15 protein-coding genes are annotated in these 12,913 nt (G+C 61.3%); all 15 read right to left on the bottom strand.

Going from position 1 to position 12,913, the window contains the following annotated elements; genetic code table 11:
• Position 1 precedes the first annotated feature (1 nt).
• Entirely contained in the window at positions 2–1,237 is a 1,236-nt protein-coding gene (locus ACSPX5_RS00825; RefSeq protein ID WP_409318672.1) for a DNA circularization protein, read from the bottom strand.
• On the bottom strand, positions 1,224–3,119 hold the full coding sequence (locus tag ACSPX5_RS00820; RefSeq protein WP_439820777.1) for a phage tail protein: 1,896 nt from the start codon (positions 3,117–3,119) through the stop codon (positions 1,224–1,226). Before ACSPX5_RS00820 ends, ACSPX5_RS00825 begins: the two co-directional genes overlap by 14 nt.
• Before the next feature lie 130 nt (positions 3,120–3,249).
• The gene (locus ACSPX5_RS00815) at positions 3,250–3,546 is read right to left on the bottom strand and encodes a phage tail assembly protein (protein WP_003222226.1); all 297 of its coding nucleotides are present in this window, start codon (positions 3,544–3,546) and stop codon (positions 3,250–3,252) included.
• Complete coding sequence (locus ACSPX5_RS00810; protein WP_007908779.1) at positions 3,543–3,890, bottom strand: phage tail tube protein; 348 nt, start codon at positions 3,888–3,890, stop codon at positions 3,543–3,545. Before ACSPX5_RS00810 ends, ACSPX5_RS00815 begins: the two co-directional genes overlap by 4 nt.
• A 67-nt stretch (positions 3,891–3,957) precedes the next feature.
• Entirely contained in the window at positions 3,958–5,454 is a 1,497-nt protein-coding gene (locus ACSPX5_RS00805) for a phage tail sheath subtilisin-like domain-containing protein (protein WP_207866694.1), read from the bottom strand.
• A complete protein-coding gene (locus ACSPX5_RS00800; RefSeq protein ID WP_169429095.1) occupies positions 5,454–5,633 on the bottom strand; it encodes a DUF2635 domain-containing protein in 180 nt (59 codons plus the stop codon). Before ACSPX5_RS00800 ends, ACSPX5_RS00805 begins: the two co-directional genes overlap by 1 nt.
• Positions 5,630–6,214: a phage tail terminator protein gene (locus ACSPX5_RS00795; RefSeq protein WP_439820776.1), complete on the bottom strand. Its 585-nt coding sequence runs from the start codon at positions 6,212–6,214 to the stop codon at positions 5,630–5,632. Before ACSPX5_RS00795 ends, ACSPX5_RS00800 begins: the two co-directional genes overlap by 4 nt.
• Positions 6,215–6,278: 64 nt before the next feature.
• Positions 6,279–7,307 carry a phage late control D family protein gene (locus ACSPX5_RS00790; protein WP_439820775.1) on the bottom strand — a complete coding sequence of 343 codons (1,029 nt, stop codon included), beginning with the start codon at positions 7,305–7,307 and terminating at the stop codon, positions 6,279–6,281.
• Between the two features lie 9 nt (positions 7,308–7,316).
• Positions 7,317–7,529: a tail protein X gene (locus ACSPX5_RS00785; protein ID WP_007954888.1), complete on the bottom strand. Its 213-nt coding sequence runs from the start codon at positions 7,527–7,529 to the stop codon at positions 7,317–7,319.
• Positions 7,522–7,905 (bottom strand): phage tail protein, encoded by a 384-nt coding sequence (locus tag ACSPX5_RS00780; RefSeq protein ID WP_439820774.1) that lies wholly within the window; start codon positions 7,903–7,905, stop codon positions 7,522–7,524. The genes ACSPX5_RS00785 and ACSPX5_RS00780 overlap by 8 nt, the downstream gene beginning before the upstream one ends.
• Positions 7,902–10,103, bottom strand: a complete 2,202-nt coding sequence (locus tag ACSPX5_RS00775; RefSeq protein ID WP_439820773.1) for a phage tail tape measure protein — start codon at positions 10,101–10,103, stop codon at positions 7,902–7,904. Before ACSPX5_RS00775 ends, ACSPX5_RS00780 begins: the two co-directional genes overlap by 4 nt.
• Before the next feature lie 128 nt (positions 10,104–10,231).
• Positions 10,232–10,813, bottom strand: coding sequence for a phage tail assembly protein (locus ACSPX5_RS00770; RefSeq protein ID WP_439820772.1), 582 nt, complete (start codon positions 10,811–10,813; stop codon positions 10,232–10,234).
• 153 nt (positions 10,814–10,966) lie between these two features.
• Positions 10,967–11,473 (bottom strand): phage major tail tube protein, encoded by a 507-nt coding sequence (locus ACSPX5_RS00765; RefSeq protein ID WP_169429090.1) that lies wholly within the window; start codon positions 11,471–11,473, stop codon positions 10,967–10,969.
• On the bottom strand, positions 11,473–12,639 hold the full coding sequence (locus ACSPX5_RS00760; protein ID WP_064379034.1) for a hypothetical protein: 1,167 nt from the start codon (positions 12,637–12,639) through the stop codon (positions 11,473–11,475). Before ACSPX5_RS00760 ends, ACSPX5_RS00765 begins: the two co-directional genes overlap by 1 nt.
• Positions 12,640–12,641: 2 nt before the next feature.
• Positions 12,642–12,827 carry a hypothetical protein gene (locus ACSPX5_RS00755; protein WP_039771239.1) on the bottom strand — a complete coding sequence of 62 codons (186 nt, stop codon included), beginning with the start codon at positions 12,825–12,827 and terminating at the stop codon, positions 12,642–12,644.
• Between the last annotated feature and the right edge of the window lie 86 nt (positions 12,828–12,913).

The following is a 12,913-nucleotide window of genomic DNA, read 5'->3' as shown; positions in this document are numbered from 1 at the left end:
CTCACTCCCTGGAAACCTTGACTTCGTTGGGTGAGAAGCTCGGATGAGACAGACCATTGCGCTGAATGACCTCGGTCACCCGAGTGGCGTCGCCAAACTGCTTGTAGGCCACAACCAGCGCCGGGAAGGTTTCCTGGAAGGTTTTGCTGACCAGCCGCACACCGGACGAAGCCACAGCCTTGAGGTGCGCGATCAGCGCTTCCTTCACATCGGCGATGGCCTGATAGTGCGCGGGATCGGCCTTGTCCTGGGCCTTTTGCAGCGCTTCGATCAGCTCTTTTTGCAGCGCTTGCAGATCGTCGGTGACCGGCACTTCCTGACGGCTGACCGGCTGTTTCGACTGTTGGTCCAGCGAAGGCGTCGACGACAGTTTCACCGGTGTCGACGCCACCGGCATCGAGGCTACCCATTGCGCCGCTTTGACGATCAGGGTGTCCTGCACCAGATTGGCCAGGGCCTGCGCTGCAGCGGTGGTGTCCTTGCCGGTGGTGATTTTCGGGGCGTCGGCCTTGCGGATGGCTTCGATCTGTTGGGACACGTCGGCAATCACGCCACGGTAGCCCTCCTTCGCGAATGCCTTCAGCTCCTTGATATCGCCAAGCAAGCCCTTGAACTCCGCTGCCACTTCCTTGGGCAGCTCCTTGACGGCCCTGACCAGTTCGGTGATCTGCTTGTACTGCGCGATCAGCGGCTTGAGCTGCTCCTTGATCACGTCGTACACGCCGGTAAGGCTGTTGCGCAGATTGGCGATGCCGATCCGCGCCGCCTTGATCAGGGTCATAGCCTGTTCGAAGCGCGCCACCGCCGAACCGAGCAAACCGTCGGCCTTGATCAACAGGACTTTTTGCGTGCTGACCGTCGCCGTCGGAAACGGCAGCGGTCGGTCCGGGTAGAACTTCAGACTGAACGTCACCATCCCGCCGTCCTGGCGGGTATGGGTCATGTCGCACTCGCCGACCTTGACCTGCAAGCGTCCCAGCCACGGATGCACCAGTTCGCCGCTGCCCTGCTCTAGGGCCTGGAGCAGCTTGTCGCGCTGCTCCAGGCAATCGGCACCGATGATGAACGCCGTCAGATCGTGGGTCTTGGCCTGCTGGCCGAGATCCTCGAAGAACGGCAGGTCCCGTTGCGGGTATTCGTGCAACTGCCCCTTGCGACCGACCGGGGTTTTCGCCTGGTCGATCCAGAAGCCGACACCACGAAAGGATGCCGGCAACAAACGGTCACGCCAGTTCATTGGAACCTCCTGCCGATAGCGAGCGATAGCCGATGCGCGAACTGAGCGCCAGCCCCGGTTGATTGGTTTGCGGTTGATCGGTACGCAGCCCCGCCGGCGCGTTTTCGAAGCGCACCGTCAGGCCGCCTTCGAGTTGCGTGCGGTTGTTGGCGGCGCTTTGCTGGATCAGGGCGCTGGAGGATTGCGGCAACGAACCGCCCTGCAACGCACTGCCGCCCTCGGGTTTCGAGCTGGCACCGAAGAATGCCGGCGCCAGTTCACCCTTGCCTTCGGCATTGGTCTGGCGCTGCGCCTGGGTCAGGGTTTCGACCTTGCCGGTGACCTTGGCGATCAGCCCGGCGAAGCCGCCGTCGAACAACTCCTTGATCGGCGCGATGACGGTTTGCAGCTTTTGCCACAACTCGCCGAACCACCCGACAATCGGCCCCCAGCTCTCGATGATCTGATCCAGGGGTTTCCATTCGAACAGGCCGTGCAAAAAGTCCACGACCGGCGCGGACAGCGCCAGCACAACACCCCACAGCGCCGAGAAAACCTCACCGATCGGCTGCCAGTACTGCGCAATCTGCTCCAGCGGCGACCACTCGAACAGACCGGTGAAAAAACCTTTGACCTGTTGCACTGACGTTTGCAGTGCCGTCCAGATCGGTTCGAAGAATCCAACGACACCACCCCAGGCGCTGGTGATCATTTCCATCGGGAAAAAATCGAACAGTGCCCGCAACGTATCCCGGGTGCTTTGCACGGCCGATTGCAGCGTCGTCCACACCGGCTGGAAGTACGCAACAACACCGCCCCACGCACTGGTGATCATCTGCATCGGCGAGAAGTCGAACAACGACACCAGGAACTCTTTCGCCGTTTGCGCGGCTTTTCGCAGGCCGCTGAACATCGGTTCGAAGAACCTGACAACACCGCCCCATGCACTGTTGATCATCTGCATGGGCGAGAAGTCGAACAGGTTTCTGAGGAACGCCATCATCGGCACACTCAAGGCCTTGAGCAGCTCCCAGATCGCCGAAAAAAGACCGGTCAACGGCCCCCAGTTTTCCAGGATCATGCCTGCGGGCGACCACGAGAAAACCGACTTGAAGAAGTCGATCACCGGCGCGGTCACGACCTTGACCTTGTCCCAGATTCCCGAGAAGAAACCGGTGACCGGCTCCCACAACGCCGCCAGTGCCTCCAGCGGCCGCCAGTCGAGCACCGAGCGCAACGTCGCCATTGCACTGGCCCCGGCGTTTTTCACGCCCTCCCACAATCCGGTGAAGAACGCGGAAATGGGTGTCCAGTTGGCCACGATCAGACCGGCCGCCACGGCAATGCCCATGGCGATCAGCATGATCGGGTTGGTCTTGAGCACCATGCTCATGACGTCCATCACCTGAGTCATACCGGTGACGGCGGTCTGCATGGCGGAAAACGCAATCGCCCCCGCTGCCAGGCCTTCGACCAGTTTTGGGTTGTCGGCCAGCAGGCTGCCGACCTGGGTCAGCATCGGCTCCAGCCCGACCACCAATGCGCCCACCGCCGGCACCAGGGCGGCGTCCACCGCAGCGGACACCTTCTCCATGGATGCGCTGAACACATTCATGTTCTGCGCGGCGGCTTTCGGTGTTTCCGGCAGGTCGACGGTTTTCGCCGCCTCGCTGACCTCGGCAAGCTTGCCCTGAAACGCCGCAGCCGATTTGATGCCGTCCACGAACGGCGTAATCACGCTGCCGCCCTTGAACAGACCGCTGATGTCCAGTTTGCCGAGGCCGGTCTGTTCGAGGTTTTTCTTGAAGTCATCGACCTTCACTCGCAGGGCGCCGAGTTTGGGTGACAGTTCGTCGATGCCGGTAAGCAGCACCGACGCTTTAGCTTTGGTTTCTTCTGCCATCACTGCACCTGCTGCATCGCATTGATCCGTTGCGCGTGCTCCAGCGATTCGCGAAGCACATCCAGTGGCCTGGCCATCATCTGTTCGGGGTCAACCTTCCAGAACCAGGCCAGGTCATAGGCGACCGAAATCAGGTCGGTGATGGCTCCGACGCCGCACTCATGAAAAAACTCGCAACGGCCCAGCTCAGCGCGTTGAGGTCAGCCAGATCGAGCTGGTTGACCGACGACGGCGGAATGCCGGCGCACACGGCGATGTATTTGGCCGCCACGTCCATGTCGAGGCTGACCTCTTCGCTCTTGTCGATCTTGTACGGCAGCGCCTTGATCGCTCGCACCTCCTGCACCGTCGGACGGCGCAGGACGAGTTCGGTCAGGGGCTCGCCGTGAGCTTCGATCGCAACTTGAAGCTTCACGGCGCCGCTCATTGCCAGGTCCCCTTGATGCCTTCGAATTTCAGTTCGATGGTGGCGTCATCGCCCTTGGAGACTGGCTCTTCGACCAGGTACGCACCGGCCAGCACGTAGACTTTGCCGTTGCTGAATTCGCAGGTGACGGTGATGTCGGTGCCTTCGATCAGCTTCTTCAGCGGGAAGTCGGCGGTGTGCAGCGCAGTCACCTTGAACGATGGCGCGATGTCGGTTTCCTTGTAGAAACCCGGTACGACGGTTTCGCGTTTGACGGCCATCAGCGGGGCTTCGCAGCCGCCGTTGATAGTCAGTTGTGCACCGTCGACCTTGACGTAGCAGGTGCCTGCAATCAGTTGACCCATGGTGTTACTCCCTTCAAATAAAAAGCCCACGCAAGGTGGGCTGAAATCACAGTCTCAAACGGGCCGATCAGGCGACGTCGTCGTACTGCAGACGGAACTGGTTGAGCAGTGCGAACACGCGCAGACCGTTGATGTAATCCGGCGGGAACAGCACGTTCACGCGGCTCGGGTCCTGCACGTCGCGCTCGACGATCAGGTGCTCGGCGAACAGCTCGGCGTTTTCCACGTGGCCTTCGAGTTCGAGCTTGGCGTACTGGGCGATCAGCTCACCACGAATGGTCGCCGGGGTGACGATCGGCTGGCCGGCGCCGAAACGGGTGCCGTCGGAGGCCAGTTTGTGGCGACCGTATTTGCTGGTGATCACGCTTTGCAGACGACGCACGATGAACGCCGACTGGTGCATGGTTTCGCTGTCCAGGTACGAGTTGTCGGCCTGGCCGTAAGCGTTCTTCTGGTAGGTGGTAATCGAACGCTGGATACGCACGTAGCCGCCTTCGTAGTACGCGGTGGCGATGCCGTAGTTGAGCAGGGACTGACGCTCGGTCAGGGTGAAGCGTTCGCTGGCCGGGGCCGGATCGACGCCTGGCAGGCTGCCGCTCTGGGTCGGACGGCTGGCGTCAGCGGAGATGAACACCGCGGTGCGCGCAGCCAGTGCCGCAGCTTGTACCCACACCGGTTGCGGAACGCCCGGCTCCAGCGCCTGAATGGTCATGTGCTGGTCGTTGCGCGCCTGACCGGCCGCCACCAGAGTACCGACGGTGCCACGCTTGGCGCTGTAGACGTGACCGAACAGTTGCTTGGCCCACGACCAGCGACCGGTGCTGTCATCCATCACCGCTTGCCAGGTGTTGAGGGTGGCCAGGTCGGACCATGGCAGTGTGATGAACTCGAACGGCTCGTCGCCCAGTGCCGCAACCGCTTCAACCTGGTCAGGCACACCGACGCCGCCGGTCATGGCGGTGATGGCGGTGGTCAGGCCAGCCGGGGTTTCTTCGCCGTTGCTCTTGCCCAGGCGATTGAATTGCAGGCTGATGTCGTTGCCGCTCTCGCCAGTCCATTTGGCGCTCAGAGTGACGACGCCTTCGGCGGCGGCTGCGCTCACCGGCAGATCGGCGGTGGCGTTGATTTTCTGTGCCAGGGCGGTGGCCGCCTGGGCAGCAGTGGCACCGTTGACCACGGTGGCCTGGACGCGAACGCCGCCGACATACAGGTTGAGCACGCCAGCCTGAGTCGCGGTGCCGGTCAGGGTCAGCACGCCTTTGGCGATGGCGCCGGTGGCGTTGTGCAGCGGCAGGCACCAGATCTCACCGATCGGGTCGGCCTTGCGGAAAGTCTCGTACATGGAAGCCAGCATCGAGCCCTGGCCGCCAATGCTCTTGGCCAGTGCCACGCTGGAGACCAGCACCAGTTTGCCGACTTCGCTCGGGGCGATGTTGTCGTTGACCTGCGCCACGATCAGGCGGCGCATGGACGAGGACGCGCTATTGGCGGCCGAGTTGTCCATTTCGGCATAGAACAGCGGTACACGAATGTCCGCAGGGATGTTGCTGAATCCGATCGCCATTATTTGGCTCCCTTTTGTTTGGTCGTAGCGGTTTTGAGGGTGATATCGCCGTCGGCCAGACGTCGGCGCCACCAGGCGCTGTCCAGCACTTCACGGCCTTCCAGTGGCAGCAGGTCGCCGGCTTCAGGGTCCGGCACGGCACGGCCGGCGGCCGGCACTACGGTGATGCGGTTGCTCATGGGGTTACGTCTCCAGAGAAAGTCATTTCCACGCGCCCGTCAGGGCCCGGGCGTTTCAGATTGGGGTCGGCCGGGTCGATCGCATCGACCCGCACGGTGACCCCGGTAAAGGACGACAAACCGTCCAGTTCGCGTTCGTGCCAACTCTCCGCAGGCTGACTTGGCAGATTGCGGCCCAGCTGGAACTCGGCAAAAAAGCGCAGCCGGTAGAACGCGCGGCTGCTGTTGATCGAGACCGTTTCGCCACCGTCGTAAACGATGGCGCTGTCGTTGGAATCGGGTTTGAAACCCACCAGCGCACGCCACAGTTCGGCGCGCAGGTCGTGCAACAGATCCAGCGCTTTTGTGCCGTCCGTGGCATCGAGTGCCAGGATGATTTCGAAGCGGTCGCGGATCGGTTGGCTGGGGGAGTTCTGGGCGGTGCTGGCGCTGGCTACGTCAGCCAGCGGTAAAACATGGGCCGAGGGCATCGGCAGATTCGGGTCGCCTTGCAGCAGCGCCAGGTCGACACCTGTCGCGATATGGCCGGCAAGGCTTGGGCATTGCGCACGCAGCTGCGTGAGGATCGGGGAGATCTTCATGGGGAGCGTTCCAGGATGTGTGAGTGGCCACAGTGATGCGTGTGGCGGGTGAGACCGGGGGGGATCAGTCCTTGGCTTTTGCCTCGGGATCCCGGCCGTTTGCTTCAATCAGGCAGCGATAACTTTCTTCGGGCTTGCCGCTGGCAGTCACCTTTTCAATCGACCAGCGACCGCGCATGAAGTCCGGCCAGGTGTCATCGAGCACCAACAAGCCTTCGGCTGCCAGCAGCGGATCGCCCGGGCAGGTGACCTTCAGCTTGTATTTCTCGCGCAGCATCTTGCGTACTTCGGCCTCGCCGATGGCTTTGGCTTCTTCTTCGCTGGCCAGTTTCTGGCGCATGACCTTGTAGGGTTCGGACCCGGTGATCACCTCCCGCAGCTTGCCGAGAGCACCGTCCCAGAATGAGGTTTTGCAACCCTGATTCTGGGTGCGGGCAGTCTCTTCCAGCGTGGCGCTGATGAAGGCGTGATCGCCCGGCCGGTTGTTGTGGGTCACCGACAGCCTGACATCCGGTATCACCTGGCCCGACAGGTTTTTCAGTTGCGCCGGTTTCGCCAGTACGTAGAGGTCGTTGAACGGTTTGGCCACCGCGTCGTACTTTTTCGCCAGGCGTGTGATGAAGCTCATGTCGGTTTCGTTCGACTGGTCGACATGAGCGATCCTGATCAGCGCCAGTTCGGGATCCACACGCGGCGAAAAACCGTGCGGCTCAACCAGTTTGCGAAACAGCCCGCCAAGCGTCGTGGGGCCATGACTGGCCGTGCGCCGTTCCTTGAATCCGGTGTCGTCCTTGCCGCTGAAAGGCGCGGCGGTCGCGACCAGCGTCAGGCGCAGCGGGAACAGCGTGGGTGTCAGTCGAGTGATCTTGAACTGACCCTTTTCGACCAGCCCGGTCTCCAGATACCCCACCCGCAGGCCGATGGTTCCGCCCAAGGTCGGCAAGCCTTCAAGGCCTTCCAGGTCGAGCACCAGCGTCAGTTGATCGGACTCCATGCCGGCGGCATCGATGTGTTCCCAACTGATCAGGCGCTGGTTCAGCAGGTCCTTGTGGGCGCCGTAGATTTCGATCGCCGGCGTAAATCCCTGTGCCATGCAGCCTCCTTAATCCCAGGCCAGAACCGGTTTGATCGCGGCGGGTTTCGAGTCGAGTTCCGGCAGCGTCACCCAGACACCCGCCGGCAGGATCGGGCCGTGCTCGGCCAGGGTCGGGTTGAGCGTCCACAGGGCTTCTTCGGCGCTGTCATCGCTGCGACCGGTCTCGCGGTACAGCAACAGATTCACCGAATCACCGGCCACGCTTCGTACCTTACGCATTGTTGAACTCCGACAATCCGATGACCCACTTGATCACCATCGCGGTGCCGTCATCGATGACCTCGCTCTGGTTTTCGTCGATGCTGTTGATCCGCCACAAACCCCAGTTGCGACCAATGCCGTCAATCAACGGCAGCGGTACTCTCAACGCTTGCAGTGCACGCAGTTCATCGAGCCGCTCCATCGCCACGGCGTACATCGAGGTGCCGGAGATGGTCAGGGTTTCAGGCTTCTGTCCTGTCTGATGGGACCTGGGTTTGCTGTTGAGGATTTGCAGATCAGTCCAGCCACCCTCGGATTTACGCGTCAGCGCGCTGTACGCAAAATCCCGGGACAGACCGAAGATGAAACTGCCCAGTGCCATTTGTTGTTTCATGTACCGGCTCCGTCAGTCAGGGCTGCATCACGACGCGTCCCGAGTGGGTTAGCGCCCATCAGCAGCGGCATGAATTGGCCATGGAATTGACCGGAAATCTGTTGCTCGATAATCGAATGAATCTGTTGGGCAGTGTCGGGGGCAGGACAGGTGACCTGGATCGTCGGAGAGAAGGAAACCTGCTGGTTTTGCGTCTGTGCGCCAGCCAGGTCTTTGGCGACTTCGGCCGGCGGGGCGAGTTTGTCCGGCGCGCTGGACATGAGCTTCTCACCTAAAAAGCCTCCTCCCTCAGCGCCCAGCCATCCCCCGACCAGTCCACCAATCAAACCGCCAAGTGCAATGCCCGGCGCCAGCCCCACACTTCCTATGGAGGCGCCGATCGAGCTGCCGGCGACCGCACCGGCCCAGGCGCCACCAGCGGCACCGAGACCTTGCGCGATCTGCTGTTTGTCACCGCTGGCAATACCTGCGGCGACAGCCGAAGCACCAATCGCCGCCTTCGCCTGCCAAGGCATCCAGCGCGAGGCCGGCTGCACCGATGCGAGCACAGGCTCCAGCCCCGGGGCAGCAACCCTTGCAGTCTGTTCGAGTATTTTCAGACCGTTGCCAGCGCTGGCACTGCGACTGGCCAGAGCCAAGCCCTGAGTTTCAGCCACGGCCGTCGCAGAGGTTGCTGCAGACAAGCCGAGCTTTGAACGACCGGGAAGGTAACTGGCAGCTTTATCAACGATCCATTTGCCTCCCCGGTCTTTCAGTTCACCGACCACCGCATCGGTCACGGCGTCGAACACCGGTTTGATCCAGGCCGTCGCCGTCAGAACAGCACCCGTGGTTTTCGGGTAGGTTTCGGCCAAATCGCTCAGCGCGTCTATCGAATGGCTCTCACCGGGTTTTTCGATATACGGCGCCAGTGCATTGCCTTTGGCGACCGACAAACGTTCCTCACGGGCATTCTTGATGTTCCACTGCCCCTGCTGAGTATCGGCAAGTGCCAGTGCGGACTGTCTTACCGAGCCTTTGTCACCCAGCTTCGATGTCGCGTATCGGCTTTTGTCGCTCACAAGGAAAAAGGCTTCATTCACCTTGCCCAGGTCCTGGGACAGCGACAACGCGGCCTCTCCACTGTCCGCGAACAAGGTCCGGGCCAATGTCGAGCGCTGTTCTACCGGTCTGGCATTCAGCGCCGCAAGCACTGATAGAACGGCGCCTTGGGCATTCTGTTTGTCAGGATCACGCATGGCTTCGGCCACTGCCTTGGGATCCAGACCCAACTGCTTCCAGGCACCTTTTTCGGCTATGGATGCTTGATCGCCCTTGCCCAGCGCACTGGAAATGTTCTTCAGCGCATTGCCAGCATCGTCTTTTTTCGCGCCGCTGTTAAGCAACGCTGCCGTCAACGCCGCAGCCTGTTCAGGCTGCAAGCCTGCGCTGATTGCCGCCTCGCCCGACTGCTGCAAGACAGTACCGATATCCGCTGTCTGCACATCTCCGGGCATTTTGCCGAGATGGTTGGCCGCATCCGCAAGATCAAGGGCTTGATCGCGCGAGAGCTTCATCGAGGTGCGCCAGACCTTCAACATTTCGCCGGCTTCCAGCCCCGAAACCTTGAATGCCGATGCAGTGATGGCCGCATCGCTGGCAAAGGTCAGCAACTCGTGCTTTCTGCCCTCCTCGTTCACCGCTTCGCTGCCGATTCCCGCCTTGGCTGCCAGGGTTTCAATCCTGACCAGTTCGACCCCGGTCGTACCTCCGGCAGCCACCAGGGTGGCACTGGCCATTTTCAGGCTCGTGAGCGCCATGTCTTTCCCGCCATCGCGGGAAAGCTGCGCCACACTGGCGAGAGTGGCCGCCGCCGAATCCATGGCCATCGCGGCCTTGCGCATCTCGGGAAGCTCAGCTCCCCCGGAGGATTTTTCCGGTGTTTTCTGTCCGCCGGACGACTCACTCCTGGCTCCGGCACTCACTGCCTGCGGCAACGCACGCAAGGCGGACAGTGTCATGCTCAATGCATCGATTGCCGTCGTCAGCAGCTCGATTTTACCGCTGGCCGTCATCAGTGCCTGGCGCAGGCCGCTGGTCTGTTCCACGGCAAACTGCCCGGCTCCTGCGTTCAGCGCGGCAGTGCTCAGGGTGATACTGCCGAATCCTGCGCTTGTGCTGTCACCGGCATTCATGAGCGTATTTTTACTCTCTGCCATGCCGCTCTACTCCCTTTTCACGCCAAGGCGAGTGATCGCTATGTCGTAGCGGCGCAACGCCTTTTCGGCGTCCCACTCCAGAATTTCCGCCTCACTTACCGGGTAAATGAGCGGCACGATATCGAGGATTACTTCGATGTCGCGTTCTGAAAGAAGGCCGCCGGCTGGTTTAAAAAATCGTCGATGCGCACCTGCAATTGCGTCCAGTCCGGCACGCTCAACAGGGCCAGATCGGGGATCATCAGGCCGGTGCAATGGGCGGTGATGAACTCGGCGCGTTCCTTGGCCGTTTTCAGTTTCTTCATCACTTTGGTGGCCCGCAGCGCCGGCATTTCCAGGCTCAGCGAAGTCACGGTGCGGCCGGTGACGGCGAGCGGTTGCAGCAGTTGCACCTGGTCGGGATCGTCGGATTTTTCCGCGTCTTCGACCTGGTCGAGAAAGTACGACGCCGGACGGGTCGACATCTCGTGCACGTATTGCGCGATGGTCACGTAGTCCGGACGCTTGAGCTGGTCGAGTTCCTTGACCGACAAGCCGGTGGCCAGCAGCGCCAGTTCGAAGAACTGGTCGTCTTCATCGTCGCCTGCGCGTTCCAGCGCTTCTTTCTGGGCGGCGTAGAACAGCGGCTTGAGCTGGATCGATTCGATCTGCGAGCCGTCGTCACCGGTGATCGGCGACAACAGGTCATGCTTGGGTGGCATCCACGACATGAAAGGAATTCCTTGGTGATTCTTGAGTACAACTTGTGGGAGCCAGCCTGCTGGCGATGGCGGCGGGTCAGTCAACATTGAATTTGAATGTGACGGCCTCATCGCGAGCAGGCTCGCTCCCACAGAGTCAGGTGTTGACTTTCTGGCCGGGGCTTACGGCATCAGCACCGCACGACGGGCATCACCGAGAATGTCGACGCCGTTGAGCACGAACTTCTGGGTGCGCACGTCGATGTCGATCACCGGCACGCCGTTTTCCAGGCGGTTGTAGGTGCGGCAGGAGAACTCAAGAGTCGTCAGGGCTTTGCTACCCATTTTGATTGCTTCTTCACCCATGGTTTTGAGCTTGCCGCCAATGGTGTGATAGGTGAACCAGGTGTTGCCGTCCTGATCCTGACCGGCTTCACGCACGTTCAGCAGAATGTCGTCGCCCAGTTTCACGCCCATCGCCAGCAGCACTTCAGCGCCGGTGCCTTGCAGCTTGAGCGTGGCGTTCAGCGGCTTGGCGCTCTTGGCCATTTCCTCGACGATGAAGCGCCCGCCCGTCATGCTTTCCATGTCGAAGTCGATCTTCGGCGGAGTGAATTCCTCAACGGTCGCCGACAGCGGCAGGCCTTGCAGGGTGGCCGCGATGGCCTGTCTTACGCGGTTGGTAAACATTAGAGAACGTCCTCCAGGAACTGCTCGATGATTTCATCGCGGGCGTTGAGTTGATAAACCATGTGTTCGTTCGGCGCGTAGCGGCCGTAGTCGATGACCACGTACCAGGTGCCGTTCTTGTACTTCTCGACGCTGTTGAGTTCCGGGTGCAGGTACACGCTGCCGCCGGGAATGGTTTCGTCGGCGACCAGGGTCTGCAGCCAGTCGTTGATGCGTTTGACTTCCTGATCCATGAACGACTTGGTCAGGTTCTTCGCCATGGCTTTCTGGCCGGCCTTCACCAGCTTGCGGCTGATGGCGTCTTCCAGACCGACGTAGCTGATGAACTTGCCGGTAATCGAGCGGTTGCCCAGCAGCGAGAAGCCGCCAAGGATGGTGCGGGCGTAGTAGCTGACGCCGTAGCGGTTAAGCAGATCGCCTTCGGTGGAGGTGTCGAGGATGTTGTACTCAACGACCCGCGACACGTCCTCGGCGTAGGTCACCTGGTTGCCCGGGCTTTCCCACTGCTTGACCTTGGCCAGCGCGGCAATCGCCAGACTGGATGGCGCGAGGAAGACGTTTTTCTTCGCGGCTTTCGAGTACACGGCCGGCATGTTGTGCACCACCAGGCAACGGTCGAAACCCAGATCCGCACCGCCCAGTTCCTGGCTGTACAGCACCTGATCGGCGACCGAGACATCCTTGCCGTCCAGCACCACACGGGCCTTGATGCGCTTGCCGAACGAGGCGAACTCGCTGGCCACCGCTTTAGTGCCGGTGAAGCCCGGCGCGCCGATGATGGTCAGGTCTTCCGGGACGCTGCCCAGTGCGGCCAGACCGAGCTTGCGGCCGGTGGCCGGTTCAACACCGCCGATTACCGCATTGACGGTATCGGCCGGGGTCGCGCCTGCTTCGACGATCACTACGTACACCGGCACCTTGACCACTTTGAGGATCTGGTAAACGGCGTGGTACAGGGTGCCCTCTTCCGAACCGGTCGGATCCAGCAGCGCGTGGGTGGTGAAGCTGTTGATGCGAAACGGTGCGTTGCGCGGAATCAGCGGATCGGCTTTCGGCGCGGTGCCGACCAGACCGATAACGTTGTCGCCCAAGCCACCCATGGCCTCGGGGGATTCGGTGGCATTGACGGTAATGCCGTTGTGCTCGAAGTTCAGAACCTCAGCCATAGTCAGTCAGCCTTCTTGGCAGCGGCCTTCACGGCCTTGGTGGTAGGTGTTTTCAGCTCCAGTCGACCGGCGCTGTGCAGCGCACTGGCCTCGACATCGAGCAGATCGAGTTCCTGGCCGACGCTCGACCAGTGCCCACCGCCGGTGGGGAATGGAACGAGCACGGTGTAGGTTTGGCGGGTTGCCATTTTTCGTTTCTCCATAAACGGGAAAGCCCCTCGTTGGGAGGGGCTTGGCGGGTGTTGAATGTGTTGGGCGGACAAGAAAATGCCCC

It is taken from the genome of Pseudomonas sp. HLG18, assembly GCF_051903985.1.
GTDB classification, from domain to species: Bacteria; Pseudomonadota; Gammaproteobacteria; order Pseudomonadales; family Pseudomonadaceae; genus Aquipseudomonas; species Aquipseudomonas fluorescens_BT.
The sequence above is the reverse complement of the archived record's forward strand: the minus strand, read 5'-3'. Positions and strand labels throughout refer to the sequence as shown.

Bases quoted from the DNA above. Each gene is read 5' to 3' on its own strand.
- ACSPX5_RS00775 (WP_439820773.1), bottom strand. From the start codon at position 10,103: ATGGCAGAGAGTAAAAATACGCTCATGAATGCCGGTGACAGCACAAGC.
- ACSPX5_RS00785 (WP_007954888.1), bottom strand. From the start codon at position 7,529: ATGCGTAAGGTACGAAGCGTGGCCGGTGATTCGGTGAATCTGTTGCTG.
- ACSPX5_RS00810 (WP_007908779.1), bottom strand. From the start codon at position 3,890: ATGGGTCAACTGATTGCAGGCACCTGCTACGTCAAGGTCGACGGTGCA.
- ACSPX5_RS00790 (WP_439820775.1), bottom strand. From the start codon at position 7,307: ATGGCACAGGGATTTACGCCGGCGATCGAAATCTACGGCGCCCACAAG.
- ACSPX5_RS00815 (WP_003222226.1), bottom strand. From the start codon at position 3,546: ATGAGCGGCGCCGTGAAGCTTCAAGTTGCGATCGAAGCTCACGGCGAG.
- ACSPX5_RS00825 (WP_409318672.1), bottom strand. From the start codon at position 1,237: ATGAACTGGCGTGACCGTTTGTTGCCGGCATCCTTTCGTGGTGTCGGC.
- ACSPX5_RS00780 (WP_439820774.1), bottom strand. From the start codon at position 7,905: ATGAAACAACAAATGGCACTGGGCAGTTTCATCTTCGGTCTGTCCCGG.
- ACSPX5_RS00760 (WP_064379034.1), bottom strand. From the start codon at position 12,639: ATGGCTGAGGTTCTGAACTTCGAGCACAACGGCATTACCGTCAATGCC.
- ACSPX5_RS00765 (WP_169429090.1), bottom strand. From the start codon at position 11,473: ATGTTTACCAACCGCGTAAGACAGGCCATCGCGGCCACCCTGCAAGGC.
- ACSPX5_RS00770 (WP_439820772.1), bottom strand. From the start codon at position 10,813: ATGTCGTGGATGCCACCCAAGCATGACCTGTTGTCGCCGATCACCGGT.
- ACSPX5_RS00795 (WP_439820776.1), bottom strand. From the start codon at position 6,214: ATGAAGATCTCCCCGATCCTCACGCAGCTGCGTGCGCAATGCCCAAGC.
- ACSPX5_RS00755 (WP_039771239.1), bottom strand. From the start codon at position 12,827: ATGGCAACCCGCCAAACCTACACCGTGCTCGTTCCATTCCCCACCGGC.
- ACSPX5_RS00805 (WP_207866694.1), bottom strand. From the start codon at position 5,454: ATGGCGATCGGATTCAGCAACATCCCTGCGGACATTCGTGTACCGCTG.
- ACSPX5_RS00800 (WP_169429095.1), bottom strand. From the start codon at position 5,633: ATGAGCAACCGCATCACCGTAGTGCCGGCCGCCGGCCGTGCCGTGCCG.
- ACSPX5_RS00820 (WP_439820777.1), bottom strand. From the start codon at position 3,119: ATGGCAGAAGAAACCAAAGCTAAAGCGTCGGTGCTGCTTACCGGCATC.